The sequence below is a fragment of the Agromyces sp. NPDC058136 genome (assembly GCF_042884375.1).
In the GTDB taxonomy this organism is placed as follows: domain Bacteria; phylum Actinomycetota; class Actinomycetes; order Actinomycetales; family Microbacteriaceae; genus Agromyces.
The window spans coordinates 123,406-141,771 of sequence record NZ_JBHVUA010000002.1 but is presented as its reverse complement, the minus strand read 5'-3'; the positions used below and the strand labels follow the sequence as shown (position 1 = coordinate 141,771).

16 protein-coding genes are annotated in these 18,366 nt (G+C 71.5%); 7 read left to right on the top strand and 9 right to left on the bottom strand.

From position 1 onward, the window contains the following. Positions 1–17 precede the first annotated feature (17 nt). The 4 genes from ACFVTX_RS07010 to ACFVTX_RS06995 all read right to left on the bottom strand — a co-directional run bounded on the left by ACFVTX_RS07010 (position 18) and on the right by ACFVTX_RS06995 (position 2,464). The gene (locus ACFVTX_RS07010; protein ID WP_386898868.1) at positions 18–1,292 is read right to left on the bottom strand and encodes a S8 family serine peptidase; all 1,275 of its coding nucleotides are present in this window, start codon (positions 1,290–1,292) and stop codon (positions 18–20) included. Next, a complete protein-coding gene (locus ACFVTX_RS07005) occupies positions 1,289–1,711 on the bottom strand; it encodes a hypothetical protein (RefSeq protein ID WP_386898867.1) in 423 nt (140 codons plus the stop codon). Before ACFVTX_RS07005 ends, ACFVTX_RS07010 begins: the two co-directional genes overlap by 4 nt. 112 nt (positions 1,712–1,823) lie before the next feature. Next, positions 1,824–2,120: a WXG100 family type VII secretion target gene (locus ACFVTX_RS07000; protein WP_386898866.1), complete on the bottom strand. Its 297-nt coding sequence runs from the start codon at positions 2,118–2,120 to the stop codon at positions 1,824–1,826. A 26-nt stretch (positions 2,121–2,146) separates the two neighbouring features. Further along, the gene (locus ACFVTX_RS06995) at positions 2,147–2,464 is read right to left on the bottom strand and encodes a WXG100 family type VII secretion target (protein WP_386898865.1); all 318 of its coding nucleotides are present in this window, start codon (positions 2,462–2,464) and stop codon (positions 2,147–2,149) included. A 185-nt stretch (positions 2,465–2,649) separates the two neighbouring features. On the opposite strand from ACFVTX_RS06995, the gene eccD reads away from it, so the two are divergent. Genes eccD through ACFVTX_RS06980 form a run of 3 tightly spaced genes read left to right on the top strand, consistent with a single transcriptional unit; the run spans position 2,650 to position 6,650 of the window. Then, positions 2,650–3,987: a type VII secretion integral membrane protein EccD gene (eccD, locus tag ACFVTX_RS06990; RefSeq protein WP_386898864.1), complete on the top strand. Its 1,338-nt coding sequence runs from the start codon at positions 2,650–2,652 to the stop codon at positions 3,985–3,987. A gap of 3 nt (positions 3,988–3,990) precedes the next feature. Continuing rightward, complete coding sequence (gene eccB, locus ACFVTX_RS06985) at positions 3,991–5,343, top strand: type VII secretion protein EccB (RefSeq protein WP_386898863.1); 1,353 nt, start codon at positions 3,991–3,993, stop codon at positions 5,341–5,343. After that, positions 5,340–6,650, top strand: a complete 1,311-nt coding sequence (locus ACFVTX_RS06980) for a S8 family serine peptidase (protein WP_386898862.1) — start codon at positions 5,340–5,342, stop codon at positions 6,648–6,650. Before eccB ends, ACFVTX_RS06980 begins: the two co-directional genes overlap by 4 nt. A gap of 86 nt (positions 6,651–6,736) precedes the next feature. On the opposite strand, the gene ACFVTX_RS06975 is transcribed toward ACFVTX_RS06980, so the two are convergent. The 5 genes from ACFVTX_RS06975 to ACFVTX_RS06955 all read right to left on the bottom strand — a co-directional run bounded on the left by ACFVTX_RS06975 (position 6,737) and on the right by ACFVTX_RS06955 (position 14,616). Continuing rightward, positions 6,737–7,849 carry a DUF5684 domain-containing protein gene (locus ACFVTX_RS06975; RefSeq protein WP_386898861.1) on the bottom strand — a complete coding sequence of 371 codons (1,113 nt, stop codon included), beginning with the start codon at positions 7,847–7,849 and terminating at the stop codon, positions 6,737–6,739. A 278-nt stretch (positions 7,850–8,127) separates the two neighbouring features. Beyond that, the gene (gene aceB, locus ACFVTX_RS06970) at positions 8,128–9,816 is read right to left on the bottom strand and encodes a malate synthase A (protein ID WP_386898860.1); all 1,689 of its coding nucleotides are present in this window, start codon (positions 9,814–9,816) and stop codon (positions 8,128–8,130) included. 106 nt (positions 9,817–9,922) lie between these two features. After that, positions 9,923–11,260 (bottom strand): isocitrate lyase, encoded by a 1,338-nt coding sequence (aceA, locus tag ACFVTX_RS06965; RefSeq protein ID WP_386898859.1) that lies wholly within the window; start codon positions 11,258–11,260, stop codon positions 9,923–9,925. Between the two features lie 1,489 nt (positions 11,261–12,749). Next, on the bottom strand, positions 12,750–13,955 hold the full coding sequence (locus ACFVTX_RS06960; RefSeq protein ID WP_386898858.1) for a sensor histidine kinase: 1,206 nt from the start codon (positions 13,953–13,955) through the stop codon (positions 12,750–12,752). Beyond that, positions 13,948–14,616, bottom strand: a complete 669-nt coding sequence (locus ACFVTX_RS06955) for a response regulator transcription factor (RefSeq protein WP_386898857.1) — start codon at positions 14,614–14,616, stop codon at positions 13,948–13,950. Before ACFVTX_RS06955 ends, ACFVTX_RS06960 begins: the two co-directional genes overlap by 8 nt. Before the next feature lie 152 nt (positions 14,617–14,768). Between ACFVTX_RS06955 and ACFVTX_RS06950 the strand changes: the two genes are divergently transcribed. The 4 genes from ACFVTX_RS06950 to ACFVTX_RS06935 are packed head-to-tail and all read left to right on the top strand — an operon-like array spanning position 14,769 to position 18,293. After that, complete coding sequence (locus ACFVTX_RS06950; protein WP_386898856.1) at positions 14,769–15,305, top strand: hypothetical protein; 537 nt, start codon at positions 14,769–14,771, stop codon at positions 15,303–15,305. Further along, positions 15,302–16,414: an efflux RND transporter periplasmic adaptor subunit gene (locus tag ACFVTX_RS06945; RefSeq protein WP_386898855.1), complete on the top strand. Its 1,113-nt coding sequence runs from the start codon at positions 15,302–15,304 to the stop codon at positions 16,412–16,414. The genes ACFVTX_RS06950 and ACFVTX_RS06945 overlap by 4 nt, the downstream gene beginning before the upstream one ends. 17 nt (positions 16,415–16,431) lie before the next feature. Continuing rightward, positions 16,432–17,109, top strand: coding sequence for an ABC transporter ATP-binding protein (locus ACFVTX_RS06940; RefSeq protein ID WP_386899403.1), 678 nt, complete (start codon positions 16,432–16,434; stop codon positions 17,107–17,109). Continuing rightward, on the top strand, positions 17,106–18,293 hold the full coding sequence (locus ACFVTX_RS06935) for an ABC transporter permease (protein WP_386898854.1): 1,188 nt from the start codon (positions 17,106–17,108) through the stop codon (positions 18,291–18,293). The genes ACFVTX_RS06940 and ACFVTX_RS06935 overlap by 4 nt, the downstream gene beginning before the upstream one ends. The last annotated feature ends 73 nt before the right edge of the window (positions 18,294–18,366 follow it).

Genomic DNA, 18,366 nt, shown 5'->3' with positions numbered 1-18,366 from the left:
GATCCCGTTCCTTCGATTCAGTGCTTCTTGCGTCTGACGAGCACGACGATGAGTACGACGACGCCGATGAGCACGATGAGTCCGATCCCGCCGCCGATGAGCAGGAGCGGCATGACGGCCGAGAGGAGCGACCCGTTCTGGCCTGGCTCATCGCTCGGAGCGGGCGTCACCGAATCGGGGAAGATCTCCTCGTAGCGAGGAAATTCGAACTCCGCCTGATCGGTGAACTCGCGGTCATCCACGATCAACGGGTTCACGTCGTCGTACTGCGTCGGGTCCTCGCTCAGCATGTGCCGCAACGAGAGAATGCCGTACCCGAGACTGTCGTCACGCGTGAGCTCGTGGTCCTCCAGACCGGTGTTGCGCACCATCGACTGGAGAATCTGGTTGCCCGTCGCGTCAGGGTACTTCGACCACACCGCCGCCAGCACCCCGGCGGTGAACGGCGTCGCATCCGAGGTACCCGACTGGATCGTCTGTTGCTCCCACGATGTCGCGCCCGGCCCGGCCTGTGCGGTCATCCCGACGCCGGGCGCCGCGACGTCGACGGCGATGTCGGTCGATCCCGCGCCGTTCTGCGGGTCGCCGTACGCATCGATCGCCTGCACTCCGACCACGCCGTTCTGCATGGCGAGCCCGAGCGTGCCCATCTCGTCCACGGGTTCGTTGTCGAGGCCTGCGAGCACGATCACGCCTTCGCGCATCGCGCGCGCGACGAGTTCGCTGTCGAGCAACCCTACGGTGAGCTGAATCGTGATGATGTCAGCACCGTCATCGAGCGCGTCCTCGAAGCGCTCGTCGATACCGGACGTCGGTTCGCCGTCGACATCGATGCATTGGATCAAGCCCGTACTGAATCCAGGGGCCGAGTAGGCAGCGGCGTACCCCGTGACCTTCGCCCGCGGTGCCGCGCCTCGTACCCCGGTCTGCCCCGGGTAGCCGGCGCCGGTCCCGGCGATCAACGACACCGAGTTGGTGCCGTGCGCCGCTTCCAGCGAATCGGTAGCTGCCGGGACCAGCGCACCGGATTGGTCGTAGCAGATCGGCGGCGCAATGGTGAGGTCGACGCCCTGCAGCGTCGGCACCTCCGGATTGAACTGCGTGTCGATCACCGCGACTTGGACACCGGCACCGTCGTTGCCCGCGTCGAGCGACTCCTGCACTCCCCAGGTTTCGACGTACCAATCGCCCGGAACGACCTCGTCGGCACTCGCCGCCGAGGCTCCGCCGAAGGCGAGTGCGCAGATTGCCGCCGCAGACCAGACCGAGCGGCGGACCATCGCTGCCGTCACGCGATCTCCATCGTGGTGCGTCCGCCTGTTCCTGCGGGCCGACCAGGCGTGCCATCCGCGCTCGTCGGCGTCTTGACCATCCCGGGGAAGTAGTCGTCGAGGGTGTCGAGCATCCCGGTGATCGCCTTCGCCTCATCGGCGAACGAGGCGTCGAGCTCGACCTGGTACTTCACCGCGGCGCGGATGTCGTCGGCCAGGTCGAACATGCTCTGTGCGGTCAACCGCACCGTCCTCGAGAGTTGGATCCCGAGGCCGTTGAGCGACTTCCTGAACTCGAATGCGGCATCACTGTCGCTCGCACTCGCGCCCAACGTGCGCCCGACCTCGCCCGATTCGGGCAGGGCCTCCAGGCGCGAGAGCACCGCGAACAGTTCGGCGAACACCTGCTCGGGCTGCACCGAGATCTCACCAGCGGCCATCGTCGACTCCCCTCACACTCAACATTTCAAGCAACCATGCGCGGCCTCGGCCGCGCGGCAGCGGGGTGCCCCGGCGAATCGCCGTGCACCCCACCGCAGGAAGCGCCTCGAATCAGATCGAGAAGCGCTTCGCCGACGCGTTGTCGCCCGAGACGTACTCGCCCGACATCTGCTCGGTCTTGTTCGCGATCTGCGCGAGCAGCGACTGCAGCTCGGCGAGCGACTTGGTCCACTTGGCCTGCGCCTGGTCGTACGAGGCCTGCGCCTCACCGCCCCACGAGGCGCGGAGCTTTCCGACCTCCGACTCAAGGCGATCGAGGTCCGACCGGATTCCGTTGGCACCGTTGCGGATCTGCGCTGCGAGGGCGTTCACCATCTCGGGCTTGACCGACATCGACTGCATGCTCATCGTTTCTCTCCGTCTCTCTCGAACGCTCAGGCGCCCGACATCATCGAGCCGAGGCCCGAGATGGTCTGCGAGTGCTGCTCTTCGGTGGCGGCCTGGTCGCGCTCGGTGCCGGAGAGCGCGTCTTCGAGCGTCACGAGCACCTGGTTGAGCTTGGTGGTCTCTTCGTTCCACCGGTTGAGCAGCTGCGTGTACGACCCGGCTGCGGCGCCGGTCCAGTAGGCGCTGACCTGCTCGATCTCGCCGCGGACGGTCTTGACCTTCTGGTCGATCGCGCCCTTGGCCTCGTTCACAGCCTGGGCACCGCGACGCAGTGCCCCTTCTTCTGCGGAGATCACATCTGCCATCTCGCGCTCCTTTCACCCCTACACGACACGGACGGGGAGAGTGTAACCCGACGAGGGGTCACGAGCCGATGGGGAGAAGTCCCCATGTGGATAACGGACGCGACCGCGAAGCGGGACACACCCATCACGTAGAGTAAGCGCGGCGGCCGCGTGAGCGGCGCATTCGCTGATCAGGGGAAGGGTTCATGGCACAGAACGCCGCTGCCGTCGCCGGGGTGCTGCGACTGTCGATCGTGAGCGAAGACCGCCGACTCGACGTCGGCGTTCCGGGCCAGGTGCCGCTCGTCGAGCTGATCCCGGGCTTCGCACGGAGCCTCGGCGTGCTCGACCCGACCCTCGCCCACGCGGGCTACCAGTTGCGACGACCCGACGGCGCAGTGCTCGACTCGGCGCGCGGTGCGCGCGTGCAAGGGCTCCGCGACGGCGAACTCCTGACGCTCGTTCGCGGGGGGCTCGTCGCAGAGCCGAAGGTGTACGACGACGTGGTCGAAGCCGTCATCGACGCGACGGCGACGCAGCACGGCGCATGGACGCCCCGTGACAGCTCGCGCACGGCCCTCGCGATCAGCCTCGCCTTCCTGGCGCTCTGCGCACTCCTCCTGCTCACGTCCGGCATCGACCCCGTCGTCGGCGCGATCATCGCTGGCTCGGGGGCGGTGGTCCTCCTCGCGACCGGCGGCGTGCTCGGTCGACTCGGTCAGTCCGAGGGGAGCCACGCGCTCTCGCTCGCGGCGGCGGCCTTCGGCGGGCTCGCCGGGCTCATCGCCGTTCCGGCGACCACGCCCTGGGGGTGGCCGCTCGCGGCCGCCGGGCTCGGGCTCGCCGTCATCGGCGGCGCCGCCCTCGCACTCGCCCCCGACCGCCCCGAGATCCAGTTCGCCCCGATCATGCTCGGTGCGGCCTTCGGTCTCACCGGCCTCACGGCCGCACTCCTCGGCGGCGACCCGGTCGGCCCCTGGGCGGTGATGGTCGCGATCGCCGGCACGCTGTCGAACGGCCTGCCGTGGCTCGCGATGAGCTCGACCCGGATCCGTGTGATCTCGGCGCAGAGCGATGCCGAGATCTTCGACGCACCGCAGCCGATCGACGCGGCCGAGCTCACCCGCAAGGCGGTCGCCGGCGCACGCACCCTCACGTCGCTGCGCATCGCACTGGCGCTCGCGATGCTCACCGCGACGCCACTCGTCGCCGCCGAGGGGGTCTGGGGCGCGCTGCTCTGCACCCTCGCCTTCATCGGTCTCATGTTCCAGTCGCGGCAGATGTACGCACGCGGCGGCGTGCTCGCGCTCATGGCGTTCGGCGCCGTGGGGCTCGCCGTCACCGGCCTCACGATCGTGTTCGCGCAGCCCGATCTCCGCATCGCGCTGCTCGTGGTGCTGCTCGCCGCGACCGCGCTGCTCGTCGGGCTGACGCTGCTCAGCCCTCGTGCGCGGCTGCGACTCGGCCGCGCAGCCGACACCCTCGAGCTCGTCGCCCTCGCCCTGCTGCTCCCGCTCGGTGTGCTGACCGCTGGGCTCGCGTAGCCGATGGCGACGAAGAAAGACCTCCTCGAGGCCCAGACCTTCAGCCGCCGCAGGCTGCTCACCGCGTTCACCGGCGGCGCGCCCGGCGGCAAGGAGCTCGAACCCGCGAAGCCGCTCATGGCGGTGATCACGGGCGTCGTGCTCAGTGTGATGCTCGTGCTCGGCGGCCTCTTCTTCGGCCTCATCCGTCCGGGTCTCCCGAACGACTGGCAGAACAACCGTCTCATCGTCGCGAGCGACACCGGTGCCCGCTACGTCTCGATCGACGGCGTGCTCTATCCGGTGGTCAACACCGCGAGCGCCCGTCTCCTCATCCCGGCGGGCGACTTCGCGGTCGTGAGCACCGATCAGGCGTCGCTCGACGGCATCGAGATCGGCCGCTCGATCGGCATCGTCGGCGCACCCGACGATCTGCCCGCCCGAGACCGACTCGTCCGCGAGGGTTGGGCCGCGTGCCTTCCCGACGGCCCGTCGGCGGTCGTCGCGGTGTCGTCGAACCCGGTGGCCGAGGCGGCCCCCTCCCTCGGTCTCGCCGTCGCACGCGCTGACGACTCCTTCGTCGTCGCGGGTGACCGCCGCTACGCGGTCGACGATTCGCAGGTGAGCGCGGTGCTGCGTGCGGCCGGTCTGGGCTCGGCAGCCGAGCGCGAGGTCGAGGGGCGGTGGCTCGATCTGTTCACCGAAGGCACGCCCATCGCTCCGCTCGTGGTCGAGGGCGCCGGTGACCCCGTCAGCGGAACCGAGCTGAGCGTCGGCGAGGCCGTGCACGCGACCGGCAGCCCCGAAGCCGACCGCTACCTGGTGACGGCCGCGGGCGAGCTCGCGCCGCTCAGCCCCTTCGCCTACCAGCTCTACCTGCTCGGCACCGGTGCCGAGCTCGGCGAGGCGCGGGACGTCAGCCCCGCGGTCACCGCCGCGCTCAGAACGGCCGACGAGCCCGCCGGCGGCGCCGACTGGCCGAGCGAGGTACTCGGCGACTTCTCCGAGACCGAGGTGCCGTGCGCGGTGCTCGAGTCGAGCGACGCGCAATCGGTGACGCAGCTCGGCCGAGCCGTGCGCGAGCTGCCCTCGACCTCCGCGGCCGGGCAGGTGGCGATGCAACTCGGCGCGGGTGCCGTGGTCACGGCCGGCGGTTCGGGCGAGCAGCGTTCCGCGACCCGCTTCGTCATCGACGCGACGGGCACGGCATTCCCGGTTCCCGGCGACGACCCAGAGACGCTCCAGCGTCTCGGCTACCGAGCCGACGACGTCTCACCGGTCACGAATGCCTGGATCGCCTACTTCCCGACCGGCCCCGCGCTGACCTCCGACGCCGCAGCCTCCACGACCGAACCGGCGTCGGCGGCCGCGGAATGAGCCGGCGGGCTGCGGCGGCGTTCGCACTCACCGCGGGCCTCGCAGGCGGTCTCGTGCTCGCTTCGGCCGAGGCGACACCGTTGGCTCCCGCGACGTTCGCGTTCGCGGCGGGTGCCTGCGAACCCGGCACGATCGAGTACACCCCGCAGGCGCCGCCCGCGTTCAGCATGCTCCAACCCGACCTCGCGTGGCAGCGGGCGACCGGCGAGGGCATCCTCGTCGCCGTCGTCGACTCGGGCGTCGACGCGGGCAATGCGCATCTCGCCCCGGTCGTCGCGGGCGGGGTCGACCTCGTCGGCGACGGCGAGCGCGCCGACGGGCTCAGCGACCTCGACGGTCACGGCACCGCGATCGCCGGCATCATCGCCGCGGCCGCGGTACCCGGATCAGGTGTTCAGGGCCTCGCGCCAGGTGCCCGCATCCTCTCGATACGCGTCTTCCGCGGCACCGACGAGCAGTCGATCGAAGCGGGCTTCGGGCCGTCCGTCGAGCGCCTGGCCGCCGGCATCCGGACCGCGGCCGATCGAGGCGCGCAGATCATCAACGTCTCGCTCAGCGACGTGCCCGACTCGGGTGCGCTGCACGAGGCGGTCGTCTACGCCCACGATCGCGGCAGCCTCGTCGTCGCGAGCGCGGGCAACCGCACCACCTCAGCCTCGGCGGCCGACGGCCCGCGCTACCCGGCGGCCTATCCCGAGGCGCTCGCGGTCGCCACGAGCGATGCGAACGGTCAGCCGACGGATGCCTCGGTGCACGGCCCGCACGTCGAGCTCGCCGCCCCCGGCCAGAACGTGCTCACCGCGGCGCGGGGCGCCGGCGACTGCCTCTACGCGGCCGACACCCCCTCGTCGAGTTTCGCGACCGCCTACGCGAGCGCCGCTGCCGCCCTCGTGGCCCAGGCCAACCCGGGCGACGGGCCCGACGGCTGGCAGTACCGCCTCACCGCGAGCGCGACGCGCAGCGACCCCGACCACCGCACCGATGCCCTCGGCTGGGGGGTCGTGCAGCCCTACGACGCGATCTCGCTGCTCCCGGCGTCCGACACGCGCGGCCCTCAGAGTCCGTTCTTCGACACGGGCTCGAGCGCCGTGCGCCCTGCGGGCGGCGAGGTCGAGCCCGATCACGGCCGCTCCCCCTTCGAGGCGACCCGCACGGCACTGCTCGTCACGGGCGTGCTCGCGGTCGGTGCCCTCGGCGCGCTCGGCGCCCTGCTCGTGCTCCGGCGGAGGCGCTCGGAGTCCGACGCGCCGACCCTCGCCGATGTGCGCGGCGGTCTCCTGACCCGCGACGTCGACGCGCACCGTTGAGCCGGCGCGCCCTTCGCACCCGACGCGCCCGTTAGCCCGTCAACGCCGCTTCGCCCCCGAGGCGCCCGGTCGAGCCGACTGACTCGTCAGGCGTCGACGAGGTCGTACCCGAGCGCGATCTCGACGTCGCCGAGCATGAACCGTTCGCCCGCCGGTCGGGTCTCGCCGGGAGCGAGGCTGAGGCGCGTGCCGCTCGAGTCCACGGTGTGCACGCCGTTCGTCGAGTCGAGGTCGGTGAGCTGCCAGACGCCGTCGCGGTACTCCAGACGCGCATGGGTCTTCGAGAGCGTTCGCGTCGCGTCCGCGATCGCGATGCGCTGCTCCTCGGGCACGGATGCCACGGGGCCGCGACCGAGCACGATGCTCGGCGCCGTGAGTTCGAAGGCCTGGCCGTCACTCGTCTCGATGCGCCAGCGCGCGTACCTCGCTCGGCTCGGGGCGGCCGGCACGACGGGTGCCACGGGTGCCGCAGGTGCCGCAGGTGCCGGAGGTGCCACGGGCGCCGCAGGTGCCGCGGGCGCCTCGGCAGCGACCGCACCCGCCGGTGAGGGCGGCGCGGACGGCGGCGTCGGCAGGATCCCCGGAGCGGGGGCGATGACCGGTGCGAGCTGCGCAGGCGGCGCGGGCACGGCCGGCTGCACCGCCTCGACGGCCGCGGCCGTCTGGATCGGTTGGATCTCGATGGCGGCGACGGGGATCGCGTAGCCCGAGGCATCCCGCGGTGCGAACATCGTCGCCGGATCGTCGGCGTCCTCGTCGTCAGCGTCGTTCGCGACCGCCTCGGGGAGGGGCTCGGGGCCCCACGCGAGCACCGACATCCAGATCGGCGGCAGCACGATGCCGAGGGCCGTCGCGCCGGCGCCGAGGCCGAAGCGGCGGTTGATGCGGTGCACTGCGGCGATGCGCACGACGAGTCCGTAGATCGCGACCACGGGAATGAAGCAGTAGACGAGCGAGTACGCCGGCTTGCCGCCGCGCGCGAAGACCTCGGCCTCGCTCACGAAGGGAACCCACGCCTTCCACGGTTCGCCGCCGGTGCGCGCGAAGAGCCGGGCGCCGGCGAAGCCCGTCCAGAGGTAGATCCCGGCCCAGACGAGCAGCACGAACGGCAGGATGAGCAGCAGCGTCGCGCCGAGGCCTGCGAGCGCGTTCGGTTCGGCGACGAGTTCGACGCCGGCGGTCGAGCGGGGAAGGGTCACCCCGGAATCCTTCCACATGGAGGGCGCTGGAGGCGGTCGTCGTCCCCAGCCGGAGCGCCCATTCGTCTCAGGAAGACGGAAGCCCGCCAGGACGCATTCCCGAGTATCGTCCTGACGGGCATCCCTGTTCCTGAAACGGTGATGTGCACGCAGCCGGACACGGGCACGGGCACGGGCGCGGCCCGCACGCACGAGCGGGCCTCCCCGACCGCTGCACCTCCGGGTTCGCCGGATGCGGTCGGGAAGGCCTCATCATCGTCTGCGCCTCGGGTCGAGGCTCAGAGGTACCGCGCGTACGCCCCCACCGTGAGGAACGTCGGGAACTCGGGTTCGAGCGCCACCGTGCGGAAGACCGAGATCGCGTCGTCGAAGCGGTCGCCCTCGAAGCGGGGCAGTTCGGCGACGGCCGCGGCCATGATGCGCACGATCGACGTCTGGTCGATGCGGGTGCCCTCGGCCGTGATCGTGTTCTCGTTGAGCCACTGCCAGATCTGCGAGCGCGAGATCTCGGCGGTGGCGGCATCCTCCATCAGGTTGTCGATGGCAGCGGCACCGGTGCCCCGCAGCCACGACTCGATGTAGCGGATCGCGATCGACACGTTGTCGTGCACGCCGGCCTCGGTGACCTCGCCGCCGATCGACGGGATGTCGAGCAGCTGCGCGGCCGTCACCTGCACGTCGTCGCGGAGGCGGTCGACCTGGTTCGGCCGGTCGCCGAGCACCGCGTCGAACTCGGCCCGCGCCGTCGGGATGAGGTCGGGGTGGGCGACCCACGTGCCGTCGAAGCCGTCGCCCGCCTCGCGGCGCTTGTCGGCCGAGACCGCGGCGAGCGCGCGCTCGGTCACCTCGGGGTCGCGGCGGTTCGGGATGAACGCGCTCATGCCGCCGATCGCGTGCGCCCCGCGCTTGTGGCAGGTCTGCACGAGCAGCTCGGTGTACGCCCGCATGAACGGCACCGTCATGGTGATCGACTTGCGGTCGGGCATCACCCAGCGGCGGCCGCGCGAGCGGAACGTCTTCACGATCGAGAAGATGTAGTCCCAGCGACCGGCGTTGAGGCCGGCGCAGTGGTCGCGCAGCTCGTAGAGGATCTCGTCCATCTGGAACGCGGCCGGGATCGTCTCGATGAGCACGGTCGCGCGGACGGTGCCCTGCGGGATGCCGAGGGCGTCCTGCGCGTAGACGAAGATGTCGTTCCAGAGCTTCGCCTCGCGGTGCGACTCGAGCTTCGGCAGGTAGAAGTACGGGCCGCGGCCGTCGGCGATGAGCGCGTGCGCGTTGTGGAAGAAGTAGAGCCCGAAGTCGACGAGCGAGCCCGAGGCGTGCATCGCACGGCCGGCGCGGTCGTGGAACTTCAGGTGCTTCTCGACGAGGTGCCAGCCGCGAGGGCGCATCACGATCGTCGGGGTCTCGGCTGCGGTGACCCGGTACTCCTTGCCCTCGGGGCTCGTGTACTCGAGGTCGCCGCGGAGGAAGTCGAACAGCGACAGCTGCCCCTCGATGACGTTCGCCCAGGTGGGGCTCGTGGCGTCCTCCTGGTCGGCGAGCCACACCTTCGCACCCGAGTTGAGCGCGTTGATGGCCATCTTGCGGTCGGTCGGGCCGGTGATCTCGACGCGGCGGTCCTCGAGGCCGGGGGCGGAGCCCGCGACTCGCCACGACGCGTCCTCACGGATCCACGACGTCTCGGGCAGGAACTTCGGGTCGCGGCCGTTCGCGGCGTCGACGCGGGTCTGCAGGCGCTCGGCGAGCAGCTCGTGGCGGGTGCCGGCGAAGCGGTCGTGCAGTTCGGCGAGGAAGGCGAGCGCCTCGGGCGTGAGGATCTCGTCGTAGCGGGCGCCGAGCGGCGCCGTGATCTCGATCCGCGGGTCGACGGTCTGGAAGCTCCCGGTCGCGGGGCGAGGGGTGGATGCCCCGGCAGCGCGTGCGGGCGGAGCATCCGTTCGTTCGATGATCAGGGTGTTCATGGTGTCGTCTCCTTGTGCTCGGCGGTCGAGTAGGCCCGCCAGGGCCGTATCGAGACCCGTTGCGTGGTCTCGATACGCGCTGCGCGCTACTCGACCGACGGGTGCATCAGTGGTTGAACTGTTCTTCCTCGGTCGATCCGACGAGGGCGAGGGTTGCGCTGTTGGGGTTCAGCGCGGTGGCGATCTGATCGAAGTAGCCGGTGCCGACCTCGCGCTGGTGGCGCGTGGCGGTGTACCCGGATGCCTCCGAGGCGAATTCGGCCTCCTGGAGTTCGACGTAGGCCGACATGTGACGCTCGTTGTAGTCCTTGGCGAGCGTGAACATGCCGTGGTTCAGGGAGTGGAAGCCCGCGAGGGTGATGAACTGGAACGCGTAGCCCATCGACGCGAGCTCGCGCTGGAACTTCGCGATCTGGTCGTCGTCGAGGTGGCTCTTCCAGTTGAAGCTCGGCGAGCAGTTGTACGAGAGGCGCTTGCCCGGGAACTTCGCGTGCACCGCCTCGGCGAAGCGGCGGGCGAGGTCGAGGTCGGGCTCAGCCGACTCGACCCACAGCAGGTCGGCGTACTCGGCGTAGGCGAGGCCGCGGGCGATGACCGGCTCGATGCCGTTCTGCACGTTGTAGAAGCCCTCGGCGGTGCGCTCGCCCGTGACGAACGGCTTGTCGCGCTCGTCGTGGTCGCTCGTGAGGAGGGTCGCGGCGAGCGCGTCGGTGCGGGCGATGATGATCGACGGGACGCCGGCGACGTCGGCCGCGAGACGGGCCGCGTTGATGGTGCGGATGTGCTGGCCGGTCGGGATCAGCACCTTGCCGCCCATGTGGCCGCACTTCTTCTCGCTCGCGAGCTGGTCCTCCCAGTGCACGCCCGCCGCGCCGGCCTCGATCATCTGGTGCATGAGCTCGTAGGCGTTGAGCGGGCCGCCGAAGCCGGCCTCGGCGTCGGCGACGATGGGGGCCATCCAGTCGCTGATGCCCGTCTGCGCCTCGTTGCCCTGCTCGATCTGGCCGGTGCGCAGCAGCGCGTTGTTGATGCGGCGCACGACCGCCGGAACCGAGTTCGCGGGGTAGAGCGACTGGTCGGGGTAGGTCTGGCCGCTGAGGTTCGCGTCGGCCGCGACCTGCCAGCCAGAGAGGTAGATCGCCTTGAGGCCGGCGCGCACCTGCTGCACGGCCTGGTTGCCGGTGAGGGCGCCGAGCGCGGCCGACCACTCGGGGTCCTCCATGCGCTCGAAGGCGTTGCCCGTGTTCTTCTGGATGTTCTCCCAGAGCTTCTCCGCGCCGCGCTTGGCGAGGGTGCGCTCCTCGCGGACGGGGCCGCGGAGCGCGATGACGTCTTCAGCGGTGTAGTCGCGCTTCACGCCCTCCCAGCGGGGGTCGGCGTCCCACTCGAGCTGCAGCTCGGCTGCGGTCTGGGTCTGGTCGCCGGGGCGGTTGGGGGTGCTCATCGTCGTGCTCCTTCGGTGCTGCGGTTGCGGCCGCGGGGTCCATGCTCCGGATGCCTCGTCGGCGGGTCATCCGTTCGTCCTGAACCCATGCTGCGCCCGCCTGGAGCACCCGAACCGACGATCCGGGGGGTGAACTTCCGCGGTATTTCTGCACGGCGGAAGAACAGCCACCCTCAGCACTCACCCCCAGCAGCCCACCCCCCTTCCTCCCATCTGCCCTCCTCTCACCTGCCCTCCTCTCACTTGCCCTCCTCCCACCTCACGTGCCCATCACGCTCGAGGTGACACCTCTGGTCGGATCAGGGCGGGCAAGAACGACCACTCGTGTCACCTCGACTCCGGAAGAGCGCCGGTCCACCCTCGCTCGGCGAGGGCACGAGCGGTCCGAGCGATGAGATCGGCGCGCGATGTGCTCTTGGTGATCCGGATGACCCACCAGCCGTCGTCGACGAGATCGTTCAGCCGCGCGACATCCGTCGCCCACTGATCGGCGTCGAACCGATGCTGGTCGCCGTCGTACTCGACGAGGACCTTGAACTCGCGGAAGACCAGGTCGCCGCGCGTGCGGCGGCCCGAGCGCAGGACGATACGACCGTTCGGCTCGGGCTCGGGAATCCCCGCGCGCGTGAGTGCGAGGCGCGTGAACGGTCTCGCGGCGCGAGTACACGTTCGCCCGCATCGCGAGCCGCGCTTCCGCGAGCAGCCTCGCGCCCCTCCTCGACCCGTGACGTTCGATCGCCTGATCGATCGTGCGTTCGTCACTCAGCGGCGAAGGGAGGCCGAGCAGCCGCTCCCCCGCGGCGATGAGGTCGTCGAGTCCGAGATGCACCGCGAGCGAGCACCAGGTGTCGGCGGGGGCGGTCACTCGGATGCCCCTGACTCCCGCGACACGGACGAGCTTCGGTTGCGCCGTGCTGCGACTCGCCACCACGCCGCGGCGGCGCGGAGCGCGCGTGCCGTCGAGCGCGACGACGTGGAGGTGCGGATCCCGTTCGAGCCGCATCGGCAGGGGCAGCCCGAGGAGGATGCCGGCGGTGGGACCGGTGAACGCCTGCCCGTCGGTCATGACGACCGCGAGCGCCGAACAGCGCTCGCGCAGGGTGCGCAGGCGCCGCGCATCCACACGGACGCCGCGATGCGGCGCCGCGAGCGAGACCGACCGGAGGCGTCGGGGCGTCACGCCCGCGGCGAGCGCCTCGGCGGTCGAGAACGGAACCCTCTCGAATCTCGGTGGGAGCGGTGACGGTCGACGCACGCCTCGATCGTCTCGGGCTCGAGGGGTCGTGGTCGGCCCGGTCGTCCGGCGCGACGCAGCTGAGCCTCGTTCCCACCTGTGGAGGAGGAGTCCGGCGTCCACCGAGGTGACACTCCTTGCCGCTCTGCGGGCGCGGGAGCGACAGGAGGTGTCATCTCGGCAGAGCCAGGTGCGTGGAGGAGGAGGAGGTGGAGGAGAAGGAGAAGGTGGAGGAGGAGAAGGTGGCGCGGCGCGTCAGCGGCTGAAGCGCACCGTGGCGCAGAGGCCGCCGCCGGGTCGGGGCGCGAGCTCGAGCTCGGCTCCGTGCCGGGCCACGATCGCGGCGACGATCGAGAGGCCGAGCCCGCGGCCGCGGTCGGCGGCGTCGCGCGTGCGCCCGCCGCCCCGGCTGAACGGCGCGGTGAAGGTGGCGACGGTCGACGCGTCGAGCTCGGCCCCGTCGTTCTCGACGCGGAGGAACGGGGCCGGCCCCGTGGCATCCGTCGTCACATTCACGAAACCGCCCGCCTCGTTGTGGCGGATCGCGTTCTGCACGAGGTTCACGACGAGCTGGCGCAGCAGCACCCCGTCGCCCTCGACGGTCATCGTCTCGAGCGTCGAGCTCAGACGCACACCCGCCGACTCCGCCTCCTCGCGCGCCTCGTCGACGACGGAGGCGGCGACCGCCGCGAGATCGACTTGTGCCGTCGCGTCCGTCTCGGCCGATTCGACCGCGGCGAGGTCGAGCAGCGCCTCGACGGTCGCGATGCTGCGCTCGTTCATCTCGCGCAGGCGCTCGAGCAGCTGCGGATCGGCCGCCGCCCGCGAGGACAGTGCGACGTCGAGCATCGCCCGCGTCGTCGCGAGCGGGGTGCGGAGCTCGTGCGACGCGTTCGCGGCGAACCGCCGGTCGGCGTCGGCCGAGCGCTCGAGGGCGTCGAGCATTCCGTCGAAGGTGTCGGCGAGGTCGGTGATCTCGTCGCGCGGTCCGCCGAGGGCGATGCGGTGGTCGAGGTGGCCGCGCGCGGCCCGGTGCGCGGCGACGTTCACCTCCTGGAGCGGTCGCAGCATCCGGCCGGCGACGAACCAGCCGGCCGAGGCGCCGATGGCCGCCAGCAGCGCGAGCGCGCCCACCGACACCCAGAGCAGCAGTTGCAGGATGTCGGCCCGCGAGCTCACGACGACGGCCGCCTCGCTGGTGGCTGCTGCGAGGATCCCCGGGTCGGAAAGCGGCTCCGCCGGCAGCGTGGATGCCGTCGGCGCGTCGGCGGGGATCGCCTGCGTCAGCGCCATCGCAGGTTCGGACGCGAACTCGTAGCTCGGAACGAGCCCGACGACGAACGAGACGATCACGAGCAGCACGGCGCCGGCGACGGTCAGGAGCACGGCGTACGTGAGCGCGAGCCGGGCGCGCACCGTCAGGCGGAACGAGCGCGGCGCCCTGGCCTCGGGCTCACCCACGCGCGACGTCGATCGCATAGCCTGCGCCCGGATCGGTGCGGATCATCCACGGCTCGCCGAGTTTGCGACGCAGCGTCGAGATGGTGACCTTCACCGAGTTCGTGAACGGGTTCGCGTTCTCGTCCCAGGCCTTCTCGAGCAGGGTCTCGGCGCTCACGACACCGCCGTCGGCACGCATCAGCACCTCGAGCACCGAGAACTCCTTGCGGCTGAGGCGCACGAACCGCCCGTCGCGGAAGACCTCGCGCCGGAACGGGTCGAGCGTCACGCCCGCGGCCTCGAGCTGCGGCGGCAGCGCGGTGAACCGGCGGCGACCGAGTGCCCGCACGCGGGCGACGAGCTCGGGGAACTCGAACGGCTTCGCCAGGTAGTCGTCGGCGCCGAGCTCGAAGCCCTCGACCTTGTCGCCGAGCCGGCGGGCGGCGGTGAGCATGAGGATCGCGGGGCGCGTCTCGCGCGCGGCGAGGGCGGCGCACACCTCGTCGCCGTGGATCCCGGGCAGGTCGCGATCGAGGAGCACCACGTCGTAGTCGTTGACGTCGACGTTGAAGAGCGCGGCTTCGCCGTCGGCGGCGACATCCGCGGCGATCGCCTCGAGCGCGAGCCCGGCGCGCACCGCCTCGGCGAGGTAGGGCTCGTCCTCCACGATCAGCACACGCACGTTTCCACTTCCTTCGGTCTGCGGCATCCGGATGTCCCATCACACCCCGTGGGGCATAAGGAAAACGTCAGCGCCACCTTTTACCTCACTACGACCGCGCTGTGAGTGTGCTGGATTCAGCGCTCAACCGGCGCGATCGAAAGGAAACTCCCATGACCACACGGACCTCCCGCGGCGCCCGCGCCCGTCTCGCACTCACCGGCATCGGCCTCCTCCTCGCCCTCACGGCGTGCGCGCCGAACGCACCCGAGTCCCCCGAACTCAAGTCGGGCGACTCCGACGCGGCCTACGAGGAGTGGTCGGCCGACTTCGCCTCCTGCATGAAGGAGCAGGGCATCGACCTCAAGATCGCGGCGGCTTCGGGCGACTCGACCGGCAGCGACTCGAGCGACGCCGTCGACCCCGACGAGATCGACCCCGAGGCGATGGCCGCGGCCCAGAAGACCTGCATCGACGAGGTGGGCGAGCCGCCGGTCGACCCGAACATGCCGGACGCCGACGAGATCAACGCCGCCACGCTGCGTTTCGCCGCCTGCATGCGCGAACTCGGCTACGACTACGCCGATCCCGAGATCGCGGCGGACGGCTCGGTCGGCATGACGGAGGCGATGTCGGTCGATGAGTTCGACCCCGAGGACATCGAGACGTGCAGCGAGCAGGCCGACTACCCCGACATGGAGCAGCAGTGACCCGCGGCGAGCGCGCGACCCCCGCGCCCGACCCCGCACCGACGGGGCCGCCGCGCCGACGGCGCCCCTGGCTCATCGCGGGTGCCTGCGTCGCGGTGCTCGGCATCGCGGGAGGGGTGCTCGCGGCGACCTGGCCCGCCTCGACCGGAGGACACGGCGAGGAGAACCCGGCCGCCGACGTCGCGACCGGCGCCGTCACCCGTGGCGACCTCACCGAGCGAGTCCGGCTGACGGGCCGCCTCGGCTACGGCGCAGCGAAGGACCTTGGGACCGGCCTCGGCGGAACGGTCACCTGGTTGCCCGAGGTCGGCACCGTCCTCGACCGCGGTGCCACGATGTTCCGCGTCGACGACGACCCCGTCGTGCTGCTCTTCGGCCAGCTGCCGGTCTGGCGTGCGTTCGCCGCGGGCATGGACGACGGACCCGACGTGCGGCAGCTCGAGGAGAACCTGGCCGCCCTCGGCTTCTTCGATCGCGAGCCCGACGAGGAGTTCGCCTCCTCGACCGCGGCGGCGATCGAGGAGTGGCAGGAGTCGCTCGGGCTCGAGGAGACGGGCTCGATCGAACTCGGCCGCGTCGTGTTCGCACCCGAATCGGTGCGCGTCGCCGAGCTCAAGCTGCAGCTCGGCGCCCCCGCGGGCCCCGCCGTGATCGCGGTCACCGGCACCGCGAAACGCGTGAGCGTGTTCCTCGCGCCGAACCTCGCGTCGACGGCCCCGGTCGGCACCCCGGTGCAGATCGCGCTGCCGGGCGGCGCCACGGCCCCGGGCACGGTGACCGCCGTCGGCGCCCCGGTCGAGCAGGACGACGACAAGGGCGGCAAGAAGCTGAAGCTCCCGGTCACGATCACACTCGACGACCCGGCTGCGGCCGACGGGCTCGACGACGTCGGCGTGAGCGGCGAGCTCACCGCGATCCGACGCGAGGACGCGCTCCTCGTGCCCGTCACCGCGCTGCTCGCGCGCGCCGGCGGCGGCTTCGCCGTCGAGGTCGTGACGAAGGGCGAGGTCAGGACCGTGCCGGTCGAGCTCGGACTGTTCGCCGACGGCCTCGTCGAGGTCACCGGCGGCGAGCTCGAGGCCGGCGACGAGGTCGTGGTGCCGGAATGAGCGCCCCGCTGATCCGGATGCGGTCGGTGACCCGCACGTACGGCTCACCGCCGACGGTCGCGCTCTCGCACGCCGACCTCGACGTCGATCGCGGGGAGATGCTCGCGATCGTCGGCCCGAGCGGCTCGGGCAAGTCGACGCTCCTGAACCTCATGGGCACGCTCGATCGGCCGAGCTCCGGCGAGATCCGCATCGACGGCCACGACACCGGGGCGATGAACGACGCAGAACTCTCGGGGCTCCGCGCGCACACCATCGGGTTCGTGTTCCAGCAGTACCACCTGGCCGAGGGGGTCGCCGCGCTCGACAACGTGGCCACGGGCCTGCTGTACACCGGCATGCCGAAGGCCGAACGACGGGCACGCGCGGCCGTCGCGCTCGAGCGGGTCGGGCTCGCGGCGCGCGCCCGGCACCGCCCCAACGAGCTGTCGGGCGGCGAACGCCAGCGCGTGGCGATCGCGCGGGCGGTGGTCGGGGAGCCGGCGCTCCTCCTCGCGGACGAGCCGACCGGTGCGCTCGACACCCGCTCTGGCGAGACCGTGGTGTCGATCCTCGCCGAGCTCAACGACGGCGGCACGACCGTCGTCGTGATCACGCACGACCTGCAGGTCGCCGAGCGGATGCCCCGCCGGATCGGGATCCGCGACGGCGTGCTCTCGACGGGCGCGGCGATCCCGGCCGGAGCGCGATCGTGAACGGCCTGCGTTCGCGGCTCCGCGCGGGCGACCTGCTCTCGCTCGGGCTGCACGGGCTCCGCGCCCGCCCGATGCGCGCGGTGCTCTCCGCGCTCGGCATCGCGATCGGCATCGCGGCGATGGTCGCGGTCGTCGGCATCTCGACCTCGAGCGAGGCGCTCGTGAAGGAGCGGCTCGCCGCGCTCGGCACGAACCTGCTGACGGCCTCGGCCGGATCGGACTTCTTCGGGCAGGACGCGAAGCTCCCGGCCGACGCGATCGATCGCGTGCGCCGCATCGAGGGCGTCGAGCAGGCGAGCTGGAGCGCCTCGCTCCCCGAGGCGAAGGTCTATCGCAACACGATGATCGACCGCGGCGCGACCGGCGGACTCACGGTCGCCGTCGCCGACCTCGAACTGCTCGAGACGACCGGCACCGAGCTCGGCTCGGGCGTCTGGCTCAACGAGGCGACCGGGCGGTTCCCGGTGGTGGTGCTCGGCGCCACGGCGGCGGAACGGCTCGGGATCGTCACGATCGGGAGCGCCATCGAGATCTCCGGGCAGCAGTTCACGGTCGCCGGCATCCTCGACCGCTCGCCGCTCGCCCCCGAACTCGACACGGTCGCCTTCATCGGTGCACCGATCGCGACCGAGCTCTTCGCCTTCGACGGATCGCCCTCGGTCGTCTACGAGCGGTCGGCCGACGAACTGGTGGGCGAGGTGCGCGAGCTGCTGCCCGCCTCGATCGATCCCGAGTCGCCGGCCCAGGTGAAGGTCAGCCGCCCCTCCGACGCCCTCGCGGCGAAGAACACGATCGACCAGGCCTTCACGGGACTGCTCGTGGGGGTCGGCTCGATCGCGCTGCTCGTCGGCGGCATCGGCGTCGCGAACACCATGGTGATCTCGGTGCTCGAACGCCGGCAGGAGATCGGGCTGCGCCGCTCGCTCGGGGCGACACGGGGGCACGTCCGCTCCCAGTTCCTCGTCGAGGCGATCCTGCTGGCGCTCTGCGGCGGCATTGCGGGCACGGCGATCGGCTGGGCGATCACGGCGGTCGTCGCGGGCGCGAACGGATGGCCCGCCGCGGTGCCGCCCGCGGTGCTCGCCGCCGCGGTCGGGGCGACGGTCGCGGTCGGCGCGGTCGCGGGGGCGCTGCCTGCCGCCCGTGCGGCACGCATCTCACCGACGGCGGCGCTCAACACCTGAGCCGGCGTAGCGCACCCGAGCGACCGACACGCGCCCGACCGACCAGACGGACTGTCGGGCCGGCACCACCCGG